Origin of the sequence: uncultured Desulfovibrio sp. (assembly GCF_902477725.1) — a bacterium.
Taxonomy (GTDB): domain Bacteria; phylum Desulfobacterota; class Desulfovibrionia; order Desulfovibrionales; family Desulfovibrionaceae; genus Desulfovibrio.
This window is the reverse complement of record NZ_CABSIF010000001.1, coordinates 219,572-236,867: the sequence shown is the minus strand read 5'-3', so window position 1 is coordinate 236,867 and position 17,296 is coordinate 219,572. Positions and strand designations below refer to the sequence as shown.

At 53.9% G+C, this 17,296-nt stretch carries 16 protein-coding genes and 1 tRNA gene; 14 read left to right on the top strand and 3 right to left on the bottom strand.

What is annotated here, in order from left to right; genetic code table 11:
* Window positions 1-105 precede the first annotated feature (105 nt).
* Window positions 106-507, bottom strand: a complete 402-nt coding sequence (locus RDK48_RS00960; protein WP_298996180.1) for a hypothetical protein — start codon at window positions 505-507, stop codon at window positions 106-108.
* A gap of 204 nt (window positions 508-711) precedes the next feature.
* Here RDK48_RS00960 and RDK48_RS00955 point away from each other — a divergent pair, with 204 nt between their 5' ends.
* From RDK48_RS00955 to RDK48_RS00915, 9 genes are all read left to right on the top strand, one after another.
* On the top strand, window positions 712-2,484 hold the full coding sequence (locus RDK48_RS00955) for a methyl-accepting chemotaxis protein (RefSeq protein WP_308587764.1): 1,773 nt from the start codon (window positions 712-714) through the stop codon (window positions 2,482-2,484).
* Window positions 2,485-3,020: 536 nt separating this feature from the next.
* Window positions 3,021-4,814: an RHS repeat domain-containing protein gene (locus tag RDK48_RS00950; protein WP_298996176.1), complete on the top strand. Its 1,794-nt coding sequence runs from the start codon at window positions 3,021-3,023 to the stop codon at window positions 4,812-4,814.
* A gap of 140 nt (window positions 4,815-4,954) precedes the next feature.
* Window positions 4,955-5,395: a hypothetical protein gene (locus tag RDK48_RS00945; RefSeq protein WP_233483385.1), complete on the top strand. Its 441-nt coding sequence runs from the start codon at window positions 4,955-4,957 to the stop codon at window positions 5,393-5,395.
* A gap of 17 nt (window positions 5,396-5,412) precedes the next feature.
* The gene (locus RDK48_RS00940; protein WP_192112657.1) at window positions 5,413-5,901 is read left to right on the top strand and encodes a hypothetical protein; all 489 of its coding nucleotides are present in this window, start codon (window positions 5,413-5,415) and stop codon (window positions 5,899-5,901) included.
* A 192-nt stretch (window positions 5,902-6,093) separates the two neighbouring features.
* On the top strand, window positions 6,094-6,531 hold the full coding sequence (locus RDK48_RS00935) for a hypothetical protein (RefSeq protein ID WP_298996173.1): 438 nt from the start codon (window positions 6,094-6,096) through the stop codon (window positions 6,529-6,531).
* Window positions 6,532-6,548: 17 nt separating this feature from the next.
* Window positions 6,549-7,013 carry a DUF3828 domain-containing protein gene (locus RDK48_RS00930; protein WP_298996171.1) on the top strand — a complete coding sequence of 155 codons (465 nt, stop codon included), beginning with the start codon at window positions 6,549-6,551 and terminating at the stop codon, window positions 7,011-7,013.
* Between the two features lie 165 nt (window positions 7,014-7,178).
* The gene (locus tag RDK48_RS00925) at window positions 7,179-7,616 is read left to right on the top strand and encodes a hypothetical protein (RefSeq protein WP_298996169.1); all 438 of its coding nucleotides are present in this window, start codon (window positions 7,179-7,181) and stop codon (window positions 7,614-7,616) included.
* 11 nt (window positions 7,617-7,627) lie between these two features.
* The gene (locus tag RDK48_RS00920; RefSeq protein WP_298996167.1) at window positions 7,628-8,098 is read left to right on the top strand and encodes a hypothetical protein; all 471 of its coding nucleotides are present in this window, start codon (window positions 7,628-7,630) and stop codon (window positions 8,096-8,098) included.
* 125 nt (window positions 8,099-8,223) lie between these two features.
* The gene (locus RDK48_RS00915; protein ID WP_298996165.1) at window positions 8,224-8,721 is read left to right on the top strand and encodes a GNAT family N-acetyltransferase; all 498 of its coding nucleotides are present in this window, start codon (window positions 8,224-8,226) and stop codon (window positions 8,719-8,721) included.
* Between the two features lie 125 nt (window positions 8,722-8,846).
* On the opposite strand, the gene RDK48_RS00910 is transcribed toward RDK48_RS00915, so the two are convergent.
* Together RDK48_RS00910 and RDK48_RS00905 are read right to left on the bottom strand one after the other, a co-directional pair.
* A complete protein-coding gene (locus RDK48_RS00910) occupies window positions 8,847-10,112 on the bottom strand; it encodes a phenylacetate--CoA ligase family protein (RefSeq protein WP_022659670.1) in 1,266 nt (421 codons plus the stop codon).
* Window positions 10,113-10,260: 148 nt separating this feature from the next.
* Window positions 10,261-11,655, bottom strand: coding sequence for a chloride channel protein (locus RDK48_RS00905; RefSeq protein ID WP_298996162.1), 1,395 nt, complete (start codon window positions 11,653-11,655; stop codon window positions 10,261-10,263).
* Window positions 11,656-11,828: 173 nt separating this feature from the next.
* Here RDK48_RS00905 and RDK48_RS00900 point away from each other — a divergent pair.
* The 5 genes from RDK48_RS00900 to RDK48_RS00880 all read left to right on the top strand — a co-directional run bounded on the left by RDK48_RS00900 (window position 11,829) and on the right by RDK48_RS00880 (window position 17,296).
* Window positions 11,829-11,904: transfer RNA gene (locus RDK48_RS00900), tRNA-Phe, on the top strand.
* Between the two features lie 375 nt (window positions 11,905-12,279).
* Window positions 12,280-13,704 (top strand): LuxR C-terminal-related transcriptional regulator, encoded by a 1,425-nt coding sequence (locus RDK48_RS00895; protein ID WP_298996159.1) that lies wholly within the window; start codon window positions 12,280-12,282, stop codon window positions 13,702-13,704.
* A gap of 211 nt (window positions 13,705-13,915) precedes the next feature.
* Complete coding sequence (locus RDK48_RS00890; RefSeq protein WP_298996158.1) at window positions 13,916-14,479, top strand: molecular chaperone; 564 nt, start codon at window positions 13,916-13,918, stop codon at window positions 14,477-14,479.
* Complete coding sequence (locus tag RDK48_RS00885; protein ID WP_298996156.1) at window positions 14,472-16,742, top strand: molybdopterin-dependent oxidoreductase; 2,271 nt, start codon at window positions 14,472-14,474, stop codon at window positions 16,740-16,742. Before RDK48_RS00890 ends, RDK48_RS00885 begins: the two co-directional genes overlap by 8 nt.
* On the top strand, window positions 16,739-17,296 hold the full coding sequence (locus RDK48_RS00880) for a 4Fe-4S dicluster domain-containing protein (protein ID WP_022659675.1): 558 nt from the start codon (window positions 16,739-16,741) through the stop codon (window positions 17,294-17,296). The genes RDK48_RS00885 and RDK48_RS00880 overlap by 4 nt, the downstream gene beginning before the upstream one ends.

Sequence of the window (17,296 nt, the reverse complement as noted above, 5' to 3'; positions counted from 1 at the left end):
CTTGTGGGGTATTGAGCCGTCAGCGCTTGGGTGCTGCCTGCGGCCTTGCTGTTTTCAAGATAAAACCTTGCCAGCTATCGGCAAGGTCAAAATTTCAGACCCGGATTATTCTGTTCTGAAATCAAGGGCCATTTTTTCCATGCGGTCAATGCACAGAGTGAGGTTGTCGGGCTGTCCCGGCTTGTGATCATCGGGGTAGAGCAGGGCTGACATATAAAAAATTGAGTTCAGACGCAAAGACATTCTGGCACTTGCCGAAAAGCCTTCTAGAGCGAGTGCGTAATTGAAGCGCGTTTCGCCCGGCAGAGGCTCAAGCAGGGGCTTGGCGTCTTCGGCCATGGCTGCAAGCAGTTCGGCCTTGAGGCGCATATGTTCATTATGGCCGGGGGTATCCCCGGCGTCAAGGCGGGCAAGGGCCTGCGCCTCCGCCGCCATAACTTCGCCATGGCGGTTGCGCAGCCATTTGATAAGGCTTGTCAGGGCCTGTTCGCTGATGTTGGCGCTCACGGGATTCTCCTTGCTGGGGTTCGGCGCGGCCTGCTGTGCAGCCGTGCGTGATCTTCAAAATGATACAGTTCAGGCAAGAAGGCAACGCCATGCATGCATTTTGCGGCGTGGGCCATAACTGTCATTGACAGGTGCGGTGCGTAGGTAGGACTATCAAAATAGATCCCCTCACGATTTATCCACATAGTGGAGGACACTATGGGCATGTCGCTTCGGGTTAAACTGGCAAGCGGTTTTGGCGTGATTCTGCTGATTTTTGCCATATCCGGCAGCTTGGCCATGTTGGCCTTGCGCGCGCAGCGCGAGACGCTGGGCATGCTGGGCAGGCATGAACTACCCACCATCAATCTGCTGCACGAAGCATCTCTGGACATGCAGCTTTACCGCAAGGCTGAAAAAGACATCCTGCTGAACATGGACGACAGCAAAGCGCTCAAAGGATATCTGGGCAAGCTGGGTGAAATAGCGTCTGAACTGGGCGAGACCCTGCGAAAGCTGGAGGCCGCCCTGCGGGGCAATCCTCAGGCCGGAGCCAAGGCCGAGGCCCTGGCGCAGGAGGCAGCACAGGCATTTGCAGCTTACGATGCCGTGGTGCGTCGCACTTCTTCAGATATAACCTCCGGTTCTGGCGGCATGAGTGCCGCACAGGCCAATGCCTACTACACAACCTACAAGAATCACGTTCATACTACCGAAAAAAATCTGGAAGCGCTGGAAACCCAGTTCATGGAACGCGTGGTATCCAGCCAGCGAGAACTGGCCGAACAAACGCGCGGCACAGAGCGCCTGCTGCTGATTTCCATTTGCGGCAGCGTGGTGTGCGGCGCAGGTATTGCCCTGCTGGTGCTGCTGTCTGTAACCCGGCCTCTGGGGCGGGTGATCAGCTTTGCGCGCGCCGTGGCTGGCGGAGACCTCGAGGCCCGGGCCAGCGGCAGTTACAGTGCGGAAATGGCCGCGCTGCGCGACAGCATTGAGGGCATGGTGGGCACGCTCAAGGGCAAGATAGCCGAAACCGAGCACAAAAGCGCCGAGGCAGCGGAAGAAGGCCGCCGTGCCCGGCAGGCTGCGGAAGAAGCTCAGGCCGCCAAGGCCGCGGCAGAACGAGCCAGGGCGGAGGGCATGATGGAAGCCGCCGCGCAGCTTGAACGCGCGGTGGAGGGGATTTCGTCCGTTTCCGGGGATATATCTGCGCAGGTGCGCCAGGCCAGCCTTGGTGCGGAACGCCAGTCCGCCCGCGTGGGCGAGGCCGCCACAGCCATTGAGCAGATGAACGCCACCGTGCTTGAGGTTGCCCGGAATGCCGCCAGTACCGCGCAAAGCACGGATGTCGCGCACAACAGGGCCAATGAAGGTTCCGGCGTCATGCATCAGGTGGTGGACGGCATGGGCGAGGTGCGGCGCGTCTCCGCCGAGCTGAAAAATTCCATGGATACGCTGGGCGGCATGGTGGGCAATATCGGGCAGATCATGTCTGTCATTTCAGATATTGCGGATCAGACCAACCTGCTGGCCTTGAACGCTGCCATTGAGGCGGCGAGGGCTGGCGACGCCGGGCGCGGCTTTGCCGTGGTGGCGGACGAGGTGCGCAAACTGGCGGAAAAAACCATGGGGGCCACCCGCGAGGTGGGCGAGGCTGTCAGCGGAATCCAGAGCGGCACCAGCGCCAACATAGAAAATATGGAGCGTGCCCTTGCCGCTGTGGAGCGCACAACGGAACTGGCCGGGCGTTGCGGCGAGGTGCTGCGGGAGATTGTGACCATGGTTGACGGCGCGAGCGATCAGGTGCGCGCCATTGCCACCGCCAGCGAAGAACAGTCTGCCACATCGGAAGAAATCACCCGCAGTATTGAAGAAATCAATGGTATTTCGCGCGATACAGCTTCGATTATGAGCAAGTCCGCCCAGGCTGTGGAGCAGTTGGCGGGGCAGACGCGCGATTTGCAGGGCCTGGTGCAAAAGATGAAGTCTGGCGCGTAGCAACTACGCCGAATGCCTCGCCTATGGCGGTGGGCAAGGCACATTTTTACCAGATGCTTCATACCGGGCCTTATCGCTTACCCATGCGGCTGAAGCTTCTGTCTCCAAATTGCGCAGATTCACGAGCGATTCATGCGCGGCAAAAAGTGATGTCTTAAAAAAGGCATCACTTTTTATTTTACAAAAAATTGTATTATATTAGAGAGTTGTAAGTTTTATGAAGTAAAAAAATGCAAAATTTAATCATTTTTTTATTAAATAAAATCATATAGTTATAAATGTAGTGAAAATTTGCAACTTTCTTTGCCCTCATGTGTCGCTATTTAAATAGCTGAAATATCACATATTATTAGTGTTGCATGCGCAAAAAATTTACCTCCAGTTTACTGAAATGTTTCAGTCTTACAGAATAAAATTTTTGTGGCATTTATTTTGTTCGGCCCCCGACTTGAAGTGTGGTGACCAATCTAGCAGCCCGCAGATTTGGAAATCCATGCGTGAAATTCTTGGAATGAACAAAAATCAAAGAGGTTCTTATGCGTGACGCGCAAGTGGTGAGAAGACAAAATGGCCTGGCAATCCAGTATCAGTATGATGTGGATGGACGCATTGCCCGCAAAACAGAGCAGTTTAACGGGGCCTCAAATGTGCTGGAGTATGCCTACGATGCCGAGGGCCGGCTGACCGAGGTAAAAAACAACGCTGCCATTGCGGAAACATATAAATACAGTGCTTCTGGCCAGCGCGTGCGCAGCAAGGTCTGGTATGAGGGCTGCCCTTCCGCATCAACAAGCGCAATGGAAAAATCGCGCTACAGCTATAATGACAAAGGCCAGTTGGAAAGCGACGGGCAAAACCGCTATGCCTATGACAAATACGGTTCGGTAAGCAGCATCGCAGGCAAGCGCGGCCTTCGCCTTACCTACGGCAGCAGTACCATGCTGGGCAGGGCCGAGCTCAATGACGGTTGCGAGCTGCGCTACGCCTACAAGGGCACAAGGCTTTACAGGCGGTACCGCCACAACGACATTACTGGCGAATACCGCTGGAACGATCAGGCAAGGCTCGCAGGCTTCCGCGACCATGAACTTCGGCTGGAGTATGGCTATGTCTATGATGCGGACGGCACCCTGAGCAGGATAGTCATTCGCCCCTTGGGCAAAACGGTTTTGGCTGCTGATGCCGCTCCGGAAAATGAACGCAACGGCTCGGACGGCTGGTTGCACTGGTTTGGCGCAGCAAATCGTAAAGAAAGAGTGTGCCAGTGCCTCTCGGCATACCAACAGTTCCGCAACCCTTCTGATGCTGGCAAGCCGGAAAAGTCCGCTCTGGGAGGGGCAATGACCGGGAGCGCGCCTGCCGGGGCGGCATCGGCGCTGTCGTCACTCGTGCTGGCGTGCTGCTGCGATCATCTGGGCACGCCACGCCTGTTTGTGGGGCCCGACGGCAAGGTGGTCAAGGAGGTGGTGCGCAGCAGTTTTGGCAGAATTGTTTATGATTCCTTACCTTGCCTCTATGTGCCCATAGGGTTTTGCGCCGGGCTGGAAGACAGGGACACCCACCTCATACGATTTAACTGGCGCGACTATGATCCGCGCATTGGCAGATTTATGTCGCTTGACCCTGCAAACGACACGCGCGGCGATGGCGACCTGTACGACTATTGCGTGGATGACCCGGTCAACAGGCACGATGCCAGCGGGCTGGCCTGGGATGAGAGTAAGCATCCACGCAATGCCGGTGGTCAGTTTACCAACGCGGGGGGCGGCGCAGCAGGTTATTCTACCTCTGGGCAGGAATTGAGAGCGCCAGTATCCCGAGAGGTTAAATATCGGGCCGATGTTGGTCGCAATGCCATGAGCGAGAGGGAAGAGCTTAAGCGGTCTGCCATATCGCGCAACGGCATGATGCGGAGGGAGGAAATTTTGCCGAATGACAAACCATTGCCCAAGTGGGATCTCGACGCGGCCATCGCGCACTTGCAAACACAATCACATAAAGATTCCACTGGTGATTGTGGAACGTATGTCCGTCAGGCCATTGAGGCGGGTGGGCTAAGAATGAACACCTCATTAAATTCTTCTCCGAAGTACGGTGCTTGTGGGTTTGGGCCCATTTTGCGCGACGTAGGCTTTAGAACAGTGGCTCTGGGTGAAAAGCCACAAAAAGGTGATGTCGTAATTTTTCAGGCTATTAAAAGACACCCCTATGGCCATGCTGCCATGTTTGATGGAAAGCGATGGATATCAGACTTTAGACAAAACAGCATATACGCAGCCACAGACTATCAAGAGGTTGACGCGCCGTATGTTATTTACCGGCGATCATAAATGAGCTAAGTGATATAGGTGAGCAGCTTGTAGCTCCGCATTAGTCATGCGAAAACGATAACAACACCCAATACCTGCCTCCGGTGCCCGTATTCACCACCGGAGGCAGGTATTGCAACAAACAATAGAGGTATAAAAACATGCGCATTCGTAAAATATTTATTTGTGTGCTCGCAGGCCTGCTGTGTCTTGGGATTTTTTGCCCTAAGGAATCTGATGCAGCACAAACACCGCAGGAATTTGTTAAGGAATTTTATGAATGGTATCTTATTAAGCATTATGAAAATAAAGACATTCTTGAAGAGGAAAAACTGCCGGAATACGTTGAGGAATCTCTTGTTGAGTATCTTAAAGCCAAGCCGTCTTCTGATATATACTATTTTATACAACACGGTAGTAGCACTATGGCATTTAAGGATTGCCGTATCGTAGTGAAAGATACACTCAAAATGACAGATGATGTTTTTGTTGTCCCTGTCACGTTTAAGGGGGAAAACTTTGAGCGTGCTGTAATTGCATATGTAAAAAAAGTTGACTCTGGTTTTAAAATTGCGTCTGTATCAGACGCTTACCCATATTAAGTTGCAGGAAAATACATATGAAAAAATTTCTTTTAGTCTGCATATCCCTTGTCATAAGCCTGCTTCAGCCATGCCTACAATCTGCGCACGCGCAAGATGTGGAGTCATTTGTTCGTGATTTTTATAAGTGGTATCTTAAGCAATCACTGTCGTTTGTTAAACAACCTCAGCCGTTGTTTGAGAAGCTACCTGTTTTTGATCAAGACATATTTAAATACGTGTGCAGATGTACAGCCAAGCGCGTTCAGTTTGACTATAATAGAGGGGTCGGCGGCAATGGCGCTGATTATTATATAAAGGGGCAAGACGTTGTAAAAGAGCAGTTAGAAGATTTTAAGATCGGTGGGTCAATAGATGTGAGTGATAATCTCAGGCTTGTTTCTGTTAGTATGAGGAAGGAATACTCCCCATATATTGTAGTGTATGTGGAAAAAACAAATGGCAGTATGTGTATCAGCAAAGTAGAAGATTCTCCTGGGCCTAATTTCCGCGCCCCTGTGTACTGATTCGCGGCGCTTATTAATGGGTCACGTCGCGCCATGTGCTCTCAGGCTGAAATCAGCGTGATTGTGCTGGGCATGCCTTCTCTCGCGTGTTCAAAGCTGGCCGCAATCCGCATTTAAAAGTTATTCATGCATGCGCCCGGTGAACAGTGTTTCGCCGGGCGCAGTTTGCAAAATCAACGTAGGAATAAAAAAATGTGCATCCGCAAAATGCTTATTTGCGTGCTCACAAGCATGCTGTGTCTCGGCGTTTTTTGCCCAAATGCAGCAGACGCAGCACAAACACCGCAAGAATTTGTTAAGGAGTTTTATGGGTGGTATCTATCCAAGCATTATGAACATAAGGATATTCTAGAAGATGGAAAACTGCCAGAATATGTTGATGAGTCACTTATTGAGTATCTCAAAAAGAAAAGATCACCAGATTTATATTATTTTACGCAAATGGGCGAAACGATGCAATTTAAAGATTGCCGTGTGCTTGTGAAAAATGTTCTTACTATGACAGACGATATGTATGTTGTTCCTGTAATATTTAAGGGAAAAGATTTTTATAATGTCGTAATCGCGTATGTAAAGAAATCGAGATCAGAATTTAAAATTGCATCCATATCCGATGCCTACCCATACTAAATTAGCAGGAAATGTATATGAAAAAATTTCTCCTTATATGCTTGTTTTTTGGAATAGGATTGCTTCAATCCTGCCCACAAGTTGCGCGCGCGCAAGATGTGGAGTCTTTTGTGCAGGATTTTTATAAATGGTATATGAAGCAATCGCTGCTGACAGATGATCGTCCTGTTTTTGACGATGCCATATTTAAGTACGTGTGCAAATGTACAGCAAAAAGAGTACGCCTTGATTATAAAAGGATGGTTGGTGACGCTGATTATTATCTTAGGGGGCAAGACTTTGGAAAAGAATTGCTGGATAACCTTATGGTAGGTAAATCCATTGATGTGGACGATAGTCTCAGTCTTGTGCCGGTGAGTGTGTCCTTTAGGAATGAGTACACACCGTATATTGTAGTTTATGTGGAAAAAACAAAGGGTCGCATGTGCATAAGCAAGGTAGAAGATTCCCATGGACCTAATTTCCGTGAGTCTGTGTACTGATTCGCTGCGCTGCTGCCGAGTCTAGGCAGATGCTATTTAGGCTAAAATTAGTTCCAGTGCTCACTCAAAGCAGCCGCAATCCGCGCTTAAAAGTTATTCATGTATGCGCCCGGTGAGCAGTGTTTCGCCGGGCGCAGTTTGCAAAATAAACGTAGGAATCAAAATATGCCCATTCGCAATATACTTATTTGTGCGCTTACAGGCATACTGTGCCTTGGCTTTTTTTGCCCCAAGGCGGCAGACGCAGCACAAACACCGCAGGAATTTGTTAAAGAATTTTATGAATGGTATATTATCAAACATTATGAGCAGAATGATATTCTTGAAAATGAAAACTTGCCGAAATACGTTGATGAATCGCTCATTGCGTATCTCAAGAAGAAAGGATCATCAGACTTGTATTACTTCACGCAAATGGGTGAAACACTGGAATTTAAGGAAAGTTGTATTTTTGTAAAAAGTGTTCTCTCTATGGCGGATGGAGTCTTTGTCGTTCCTGTGACATTCAAAGGTAAAGACTTTGAGTACTATGTGATTGCATATATAAAAAAGACTGAATCGAGTTATAAAATAGCATCCATATCTGATGCCTACCCATACTAAAGGGAATACATATGAAAAAGATTCTTCTTATCTGCCTATTTATAATCATGAGCTTGCTGCAAGCCAGTCCACAAGTTGCGTACGCGCAAGACGTGGAGTCTTTTGTACGGGACTTTTATAAATGGTATCTGAAGCAATCGCTGGCGACAGACGATCTTCCTGTTTTTGATCAAGCCATATTTAAATACGTGTGCAGATGTACAGCCAAGCGAGTTCAGTTTGACTATAAGAGGGGAGTAGGCGGGGATGATGCTGATTACTATCTGAAGGGGCAAGACGTTGGACGAAAAGATCTGGAAAACCTGATGGTTGGTAAATCAATTTCCGTAAACGAGAGTCTCAGTCTTGTGCCTGTGAGTATGAGCTATCGCAAAGAATACGCACCTTACGTTGTGGTTTATGTGGAAAAAAATAAGGGTCGTATGTGTATCAGTAAGGTAGAGCGTAACATTGGATTCAATCGTCGCGCGCCTGTGTATTGATTCGTTGTGATACTTGGTTGGCGGAGTCTTGCTATGTGCTCTCAGGCTGAAATCAACTTGGTACAAAGCATGATCGACTAGAGACAGGGGCAAGCCAGCAAAATCACCAGTAAAGAGTAAACTGCATGCAAGAATTCACAGTAAGAAGTGTTCGCCAGGATGATTTGGAGAGTATAGCTGAAATAGAATCCGTGTGCTTTCCTGCGGCTGAAGCCGCCTCACGGGCATCCTTTAAGGAAAGGATTGCGGCTTTTCCTGAGTCTTTTCTAGTGGCTGAAGTCGGCGGTAGACTGGTGGGGTATATTAATGGATGCGCTACCGATAGCCCCGTCATATACGATGAACTTTTTTATAGCACGTCTCACCACAATAAGACTGGTGAAAACCTAACTGTTTTCGGGCTGGCTGTGATTCCAGAATTTCGGAAGCAAGGCATTGCCTCCCAGCTCATGAAGAATTTTGTGCAAACAGCTAAAAAGTTAGGCAAAAAGAAAGTCATACTGACGTGCAAAGAGCGACTGATTCGCTACTACGAATGCTTTGGTTTTGTGAATGATGGAATTTCGAAATCAAGTCATGGCGGAGCGCAGTGGTTTGATATGACGCTTGGACTTGATGCGTAAAGTAAACCGTAAAAATTGCAGTGTGGAAAAAGTGGTTTGCTTCTTTTCCACGCCGCTTGCGGTTCTTTTAGAATTGCAAAAAACAAGCCCGGCTTTTGGCCGGGCTTGTTGCGTATATCTGCGGGTTAATCCCAGTGACGCTTGTCTTCGATGGGTCTGATCTGCGGGGGCAGGCTGCCGGGAGCCAGCACGCGCAGTTCGGGGCGCAGTTTGATCTTTTCGCGGAACTGGTGCAGCAGCTCTTCTTCGCGCTTGAAGCCGCTGGTTTCCACAAACAGGGTCATTTCGTCGATGCCGCCGGGGTTGGTGACTTCGATCTGCCAACGTTTGATTTCTTCAAAGCGGCTCATGACCTGTTCAACCTGATGCGGGTACACAAACATGCCCATGATGCGGGCGGTGGTGTCCACGCGGCCCACAATGCTGCCAAGGCGCGGGCTGGTGCGGCCGCAGGCGCAGGGGCTGCGGTCGATGTATGAAAGGTCGCCCGTGGCAAGGCGGATGAGCGGGTAGGTCTTGTTGAAGGCCGTCACCACGATTTCGCCCACTTCGCCGTCCTTCAGCGGGATGCCCGTGTCAGGATGGCAGATTTCCACGTAGCAGCGGTTGGCAATGTGCAGGCCGGTTTTGTGGAAGCATTCGTAGCCGATGCAGCCCACGTCGGCGGTGCCGTAGCCCTGACGCATGACGAGGTCGTACTTCTTTTCCATCTGGGAGCGCATCTTTTCAGACAGGCGCTCGCCGGTGACAAAGGCCACTTCAAGGAAAAGATCCTTGCGCAGGTTGAGGCCTTTTTCTTCGGCCTTTTGCGCAAGGTGCATGAGAAAGCTGGGCGTGCCCACATAGCCGGAGACGCGCAGCTTCTGCATGATGTCGAGCTGGGTGGCGGCGTCTGTGGGGCCAGCGGGAATAACCGCGCAGCCCAGGTTGCGCAGCGGCTCTTCAAACATGAGGCCAGCGGGCGTCAACTGGTAGTTGAACGTGTTCTGCACGGCGTCGCCGGGGCGGAAGCCAACGGAATAGAAGGCTTCGGTGTAACCCCAGTAGTCTTCTCCACGGTCTTCGGGATCGAAGATGGGCCCAGGCGACAAAAAGATGCGCTTGAGCTCGCCGATATCCTTGGTCAGCAGACCGCCCAGGCGCGGCCCCATGGACTGAAGGAAGATAAGTTCTTTCTTCTTCAGGATGGGAATGTGCTTTATATCGGTAAGTGTTTTGAATTTCTCCACATTGAACTGCGCACGGTCGAAGCGTTTTTTAACGTCTTCTGAATAGCGGTATGCGTAGGAGAGCAAATCTTTGAGCTGAATAAGGCAGTACTGACGACGCTCACTTTCGTCCAGTACTTCTCGGCGGCTGTATATGCCTTCTGTGCGGTCTTTACGGGTCATACCTACTCCATGGGGCGCGGTTGGTTTTGCAATTGGTGAACATAGACACTCCAATTCCAAAACGCAAGCATTTTTTTAAAAATTCAAATATAACAAGTGGTTATATGGATAAAATTTTTGCGGCATCGTGCGCCTTTTGCACGACCTTTCATTTTTGCAGTTGTGTTGCGCTGCCTGACGCATCGGTATCATTGCCATTTTTGTCGCTGGGGGCTGCCGCGCCAGCCAGATCAAGGCAGCGGGCGCGCAGGCTGTCGTACACAGGCTCGGAGCGCAAGGCATTGGCGGTGAAGGCGGCAATATAAGCCGTGAGCACCACCGTGGGAATGTTATGGAACGATCCTGTCATTTCAAGCAGCAAAAATGCGCCGGTCAGCGGCGCGCGCACAGAACCGGCAAAAAGGCCTGTCATGCCAAGGGTCAGCACAGTGGCGGTCTGCTCCGGGCTGATAACTCCGGCAGATTGCAGGCCCGAGGCCATGCATGCCCCGCCAATGGAACCCATGAGCAGCACTGGCATCAGCAGGCCGCCGGAAACGCCGGAGGCAAAGCTTATCCATGAAAAGGCCATCTTTACCGCCAGCAGGCCAAACAGGCCCAGCAAGGGCAGGGGCAGGCTCTCAAGCTGCAAGGTGCTGAAGCCAATGCCCACAAGCACCTGCGGGCAGAGGTAAAGCAGCGCGCCAGCCAGCATAAAGGGCAGGAGCACGCGCAAGGGGCGGGGCATCAGGGGGCTGTGGTCGGCCCAAAGGGTGAGCCGCAGCAATATCAGATTATAAAAAGCGCCCAGAACGCCCATGGCTACGCCGACTACGGGGATGATCCACCACTGCGTCCAGTGGATGAAGGGCTGTTGCGCAAAGGGGAACACCAGGCCGAATCCAAGCAGAACCTGCACCACAAACCACGCGGCAAGGGCGCACACGCCTGTAAACAGCAACATGGGGGCGCTGAGGATGGTTTTCATTTCTTCAAAAGCAAAGAACATGCCCGCCATTGGCGCACCAAAGGCGGCGGCAAGCCCGGCAACGCTGCCCCCCACAAGGTAACGCGGCAGGCTCTGCCCGCTGCGCTCGCCCCACAGGTGCCCCACGCCAGCCCCCACGGCAGCGCCCATCATGATGGAAGGCCCCTCGCGGCCCACGGACAGGCCGCCACTGAGGGAAACGAGGGTTCCGGCAAACTTGCACAGCAGCACGCGCAGCCAGCTCATGCGCATCTGTCCGCGCACCATCAGTTCCACCTGCGGAATGCCGCTGCCGCTCACAAGGGGTTCAAGGCGCAGGGCCAGCAGGGCCAGCAGGGCCAAGATCGCCAAACCGCCGAAAATCCAGGCAGCCACAACAGGATCATAAAGGTCGTGCTGGCGTATGGTGTGTACAAGCGCGGCGTTGATGTGGTCGTAAGCAAGGCGGAAAAGGCCGATAACGGCGCCAGTGACGCCGCCGGTAACAAGGGCCTGCATGATGACGCGCCTGACGCCAATGTTGCGCAGGGCATCGAGATCCCGCAAGGTTGGGGGTATGGGGCTGTGAAAAGGCACGATAAATCCTTGATTTGATCTGTTGACGGGGGAAAGTATGGCCGGAAGAAAGCCATATTTCAAGCCGTTGTACAAAATTCTTAAAAAAAAGCTTGCCAAAGTCAGCGCAAGTAGATAGAAGACTTTTCCAGCCGCTGTGAAAGAGCAAACGCTCTGGCGGCAAGCCCTAATGGGCCGAGGTAGCTCAGTTGGTAGAGCAGGGGACTGAAAATCCCCGTGTCGGCAGTTCAATTCTGTCCCTCGGCACCATATAGATTTCAAGGACTTATGCATGATCTGCATGAGTCCTTTTTCTGTTTATATGATTCTCTGGCCCCTTCTTGGCCCCTTATCTGTGGGGGCAGATTTTATATAAGTGCTCCCTGCGCCCCTTATGCCCATCCCTTCCTGCCATGCATTCGGGCGGGAGCGCCCATAACTGCTTTTATTGCAAGCCTTTTGTCTGTCACGCGCGCGCTGGCCTTTCACGCTCTTGACAGAAAGAGTGATTGTGCGTCACATTTTTGTAAGTGTGCCGTTCCCGTTATTCGTTACGCATCCCGCTCCAGAACCACGCCCGTAACCCGTCCTTGCCCTGAATCCCGCGCAGCCCTTTTTGCAATCCCCATGGGCGTTAAGGCAGTCATGTCAAAAGCGATTTCCCAAAGTCATACATCCCACCCTGCGGAGCAGAGCCCGTCTTCCGGTCTTTTTGACCTGAGCTGCGAGGAGTGGCAGTGCGCGCTTGGAGCGGTGAACCACTTTGACGACTGCGCCGAAGTCTTCCTCGGGCAATGGACACTACGTATGAAGGCTGCGGGCTATCTGTCCTTTACCACTGCCCGGCGGGAAGACTGCATGACCTCCTGCGACGGGCTGCTGGACGCGGTGAAAGGCCATGCCGACCGCGACACCCCGCCCACCTTCGAGATGCTGCGCACCAATGCCGACGGCTGGGCCGATGCGCTGAAAAGTTCGGGTCTGCGTCATCTGAGGCGGGGCATCACCGGCAGCATGTTTCTGGGCTGCTACAAGACGTTTACCCTGTCGGTGCAGGATGCCCTTGAGGCCTTGCCGCGCCTTTCGCCAGAGGTCACGGAACGTGCAGCGGCTCTGGCCGCCCGGCTGGTGGAGATTTACAGTCAGGCTTTTGAGATAGTGTGGATGGAAACCTGCATGCAGGCCGCCCAGAGTGCCCACACCTTTGATCAGGATGATCTGTTCCGCCTGCTGACCGTGGAAAAGTGCCGTTTTGAGAATATATTCAACGCCACGTCCGACGGCGTGCTGGTCATGGATTCCGCCTGCCACATAGTCACCGCCAACCGCTCCTTGCGGCAGTACGCGGGCGAGAACCTTGAAGGCAAATACATCTGGGATGCGCTCGGCCTGGAAGAAGCAGACGCCAGGACATTCTTCGCCCGCTACAAGGTTGGGCAGACTGTCGAGATTTCCCCCTTCGGCAATGGCCTGGTGTTCCGGCTTTCCATGGCTTCGCTGGGCGACCTGAGCATGGCAAGCTCCGGCGACTTTTTGCTGCTGCTGACCAACATAACGCCGCACGTGCTGCACAGGGAAATGCTCGAAGACGCCGTGCAGCGGCAAACGCAGGATCTTCAGCAGGAAAAGCAGCGCCTTGAAGAGCTGAACATCACCCTGCGCAACGTGCTGCGCCATGTTGAGGAAGAGCGCTGCCAGCAGAGCGATGAACTGGCGGAAAACGTGCGCAACTTCCTGTGGCCCGCCCTGGCGGAACTGGGCCGGGAGCAGGATGCTGCGGCCCGCAAGCAGGGAATCGAGCTTGCACGCGAGCAGCTTGAGCGCATCCTTGGCGGCTCAGGCTCCGCGCAGGAGCAGATGGTTAAGGACAAGGGGCTGAGCAAGCTGACCCTTGCCGAGCTCAAAATCTGCCAGTGGATCCAGACCGGGCGCACGACCAAGGAGATTGCCGCCATCCTGCGCATTTCGCCGGAGACAGTGCAGACCCACCGCAGAAACATCCGGCGCAAACTTGGCGTGCGCGGGCACGATACCCAGCTTGCCATGTACCTGATTACCAGTCAGACTTGAGGCTCTGCCGGATTGCATCCGTAGCTCGCCGTCTCTTCACTTCGCTTCTTCGTTTCCCCCTTACTACCCAATTCCGATTAATCGGGTACGGCTGTATACCTGATCTCTCACCAAACATTCACTCTGGCGCACTGCACACAGAGCGGGCATTTTAATAACGTATCAAAATGCTCGTGATGCCCCGCGTGGGGCGTCCTGCCCGGAGGCTTGAATGTTCCCATCATTAGCGGAAATGCAGACTATGGCTCAGGCCTTGCGCGACTTTTTCAACAGCAAGGATGCTGACACTCTGGCTGCTGCGGCCACACACTTTGCGCCCGTGGAAACATTGCCTGACAGCATAAACTGGCAGGCGGAAGAATATGCCTTTAACCGGCTGTTTGTGGGGCCGCAGGCCGTGCCCGCGCCGCCCTACGCCTCGGTGTACCTGGAGGCGGAACCCCGGCTCATGGGCAATGCCGCGGCAGACATGCGTGAAATGCTGCAAGCCCTTGGCCTTGCCGCGCCGGAGGGCCAGCCGGACGACTTTATCGCCTGCGAGTTGGAGGTCTGGATAATGCTGACCTTGCTGCTGCGCCCCGAGCGCGATGAGCACTTGCGCGCCCATGCCCGCGAAGCCCTTGCCTGGCTTGTGGATGAGCACATGGCGCGGTGGCTCCCCGCATTTGTGGAGAGGGCACGCAAGGCGGACGCGCCCACGCCCGCAATACAGGCGGCCCTGCGCTGCCTTGAATATTGGCTGTGTCATTGCACGCAAAGGAGTATGTATGCATAAATCTGATTGCTCAAAAGAACGGCGCGGCTTCCTTAAAGGATTGCTGGCGACCGGGGCTGCGGGCGCGCTTGGCGGCGTTTCCGGTTCGCTGCTTCTGCCTGCGCGCAGCGAGGCAAAACCCTTTGACCCCTCGGCCTATCAGGTGTTTCGCAACGCCTGCCCCCGCAACTGCTACGATACATGCAGCATAAAGACCTACGTCAAGGACGGCATCGTGCAGTTTGTGGAGGGCGCGCCGGAATCCTCCTTCACACAGGGGGCCTTGTGCGTAAAGGGCTATTCCTACCCCCGGCGGGTCTACAGCCCTGACCGCATCAAGTATCCCATGATTCAGGAGGGCCGTGGCTCGGGCAACTGGCGCAGAATCAGTTGGGACGAGGCCATGGACCGGATTTCGGACAAGATTCTGGAGTTGAAGAAAAAGGACGGCAACTTGCTGGGGCTGGGCCTTACCAAGTATTCCGGCAATTTCGGCATCACCAACTACGGTGTGGAAGGCATGATGTCTTCCCTCGGCTACACCAGCCGCTTTGTGGGCACGCCCTGCTGGCCTGCGGGCATTGACGCCCAGAACTACGACTTCGGCGACATGTGGTGCAACGACCCGGAAGACATGGTCAAGGCCAAGTACATCATCGTGTGGGGCGCAAACCCGGCGTGGTGTTCCATGCACAGCATGAAGTACATCTACGAGGCCCGGCAGAAGGGCGCCAAGGTGGTGGTTATTGACCCCATCTTTACCCAGACGGCGGCCAAGGGCGATGTGTACTGGCAGGTGCGCGCGGGCGGCGATGGGGCCCTTGCGCTCGGTATGGCCCGGCATCTGCTGGATTCTGGTCTTGTGGATCAGGATTTTGTCAAAAACAGGGCCGTGGGTTTTGACGAGTTTGCGGCATATTTGCGGGCCAATGTCACCGTGGAGTGGGCGGCGCAGGTTTCTGGCGTACCCGCCCATGAAATCCGCGCGGTGACGGAAGAATTTGCTGCGGCCCACCCCGCGACCGTGTGGATTGGCTACGGTATGCAGCGCCACACCAACGGCGGGGCCATGGTGCGCGCCGTGGATGCCTTTGTGGCCATGACCGGCAACGTGGGCGTTGAGGGCGGCGGCGCTCGTTACGGGCATTTGCAAACCTGGGGGTTCAACTACCACGCCATGGCGCAGCAGCGCCCCGCAGGCTCCAGGGGTTTTGTGGGCGGCGGCGGTCCAAAGGGCGAATTTGACTTTGGCGGCGGTGAAAAGGCCGCCTACACCGACCGCTCCCTGAACATCAACAGGATTGCCCAGGAAATTCTGGATGCGAAAGACCCGGAGCTGAAAATGCTCTGGGTATCCTGCAAAAATCCCTTTGCGCAGGATTTTGACCGCAACAAGCTGGAGCGGGCCTTCAAAAAGCTGGATATGGTTGTCTCCGTAGAGCAGTTCTTTACGGAAACCGTGCGTAATTCCGACATCGTGCTGCCGGTGACAACGCTTTTTGAGGAATGGACGATCAACGTATCTTACTGGCACTACTGGCTTTCGCTCAACGAGCAGGCCATCAAGCCCATGCACGAGGCGCGGTCGAACATTGAAATCGCGGCGGCCCTCTCCCGCGCCATGAACCGCAAGGAAGCCGGGTCGTGCACCTTCCCGCAGGAAGTGGACGGCAAGGAATGGATGGCAAAGGAATGCAACAAGGGCATTTACGACCTGTTTGGCATCCCCAGCTGGGAGACGCTGCGTCAAGGGCCGGTCAAGGCCAAACGCAAATCCTCTGCCGCATGGCCGGAGGGCACCTTCAAAACGCCCTCGGGCAAGTACGAGTTCAAGTCCGACCTCTGCGCCAAAAACGGTTTCAAGGCCCTGCCCGAATTTGTGGAAGGCCGCAAGGCCAACGGGCCGTTCCGGTTGCTGACTCCGCATGTGCAGTTTGGCCTGCACTCCCAGTTTATCAATCTGGACTGGATGGAAAACTTCTATCCCGAGCCATATGTCTACATCCACCCCAAGGCGGCGCAGGAGCGCGGCATCAGGGATATGGGCATGGTCAAGGTATTCAACGGCATCGGCGAGGTGCGGCTGCGGGCGCGGCTCAGCACCAACGTTGCTGCAGATTGTCTGGTCATGTACGAGGCATGGTTCCGCAAACTCGACTTTAACGTGCAGAACCTTGTGGACGATTGTCCGTCAGACATGGGGGCCATGAAAACCGGTTCGCCGGGTGTTGCCATTCACGATCAGTTTGCAGACGTGATTGCGGTGAACGGAGGCTTGGCATGAGTAAAAGACGCGCGTTCTTGATGGATATGGATAAGTGCATTGGTTGCCGCTCTTGCGCCATGGCCTGCAAAAACTTCAACCAGCTGGAGCCGGACATGGTCTGGCGGCAGGTGTATCCGCTGGACGAGGCCATTTATCCGCACCACGACAGGGCCTTTCTTTCGCTGGCGTGCAACCATTGCGAGCATCCCGCCTGTATGGATGCCTGCCCGACGTCTTCGTACGAAAAGCGGCCTGACGGCGTGGTAGTGCACCACAAGGAAACCTGCATCGGCTGCACCAACTGCATCCGCTCCTGCCCTTACGGCGCGCCGCGCTTCAATAAGGCGGAAAAGCATGCGGAAAAATGCAGCATGTGCCATGAGCGACTTGATGCCGGACTGTTGCCCGCCTGCGTGCAGGGTTGCCCCACTGGCGCGCTGGAGCTTGTGGATCTGGAGCAGTTTGACGACACCAACGCCGTACAGAATCCGGCTGGCTATCCCGCCATGCCGCGCCTTAATCCTTCCACCCGGTTTATCCTGCCCAGGATGCCGCGTCAGGTCAGGGGGTAA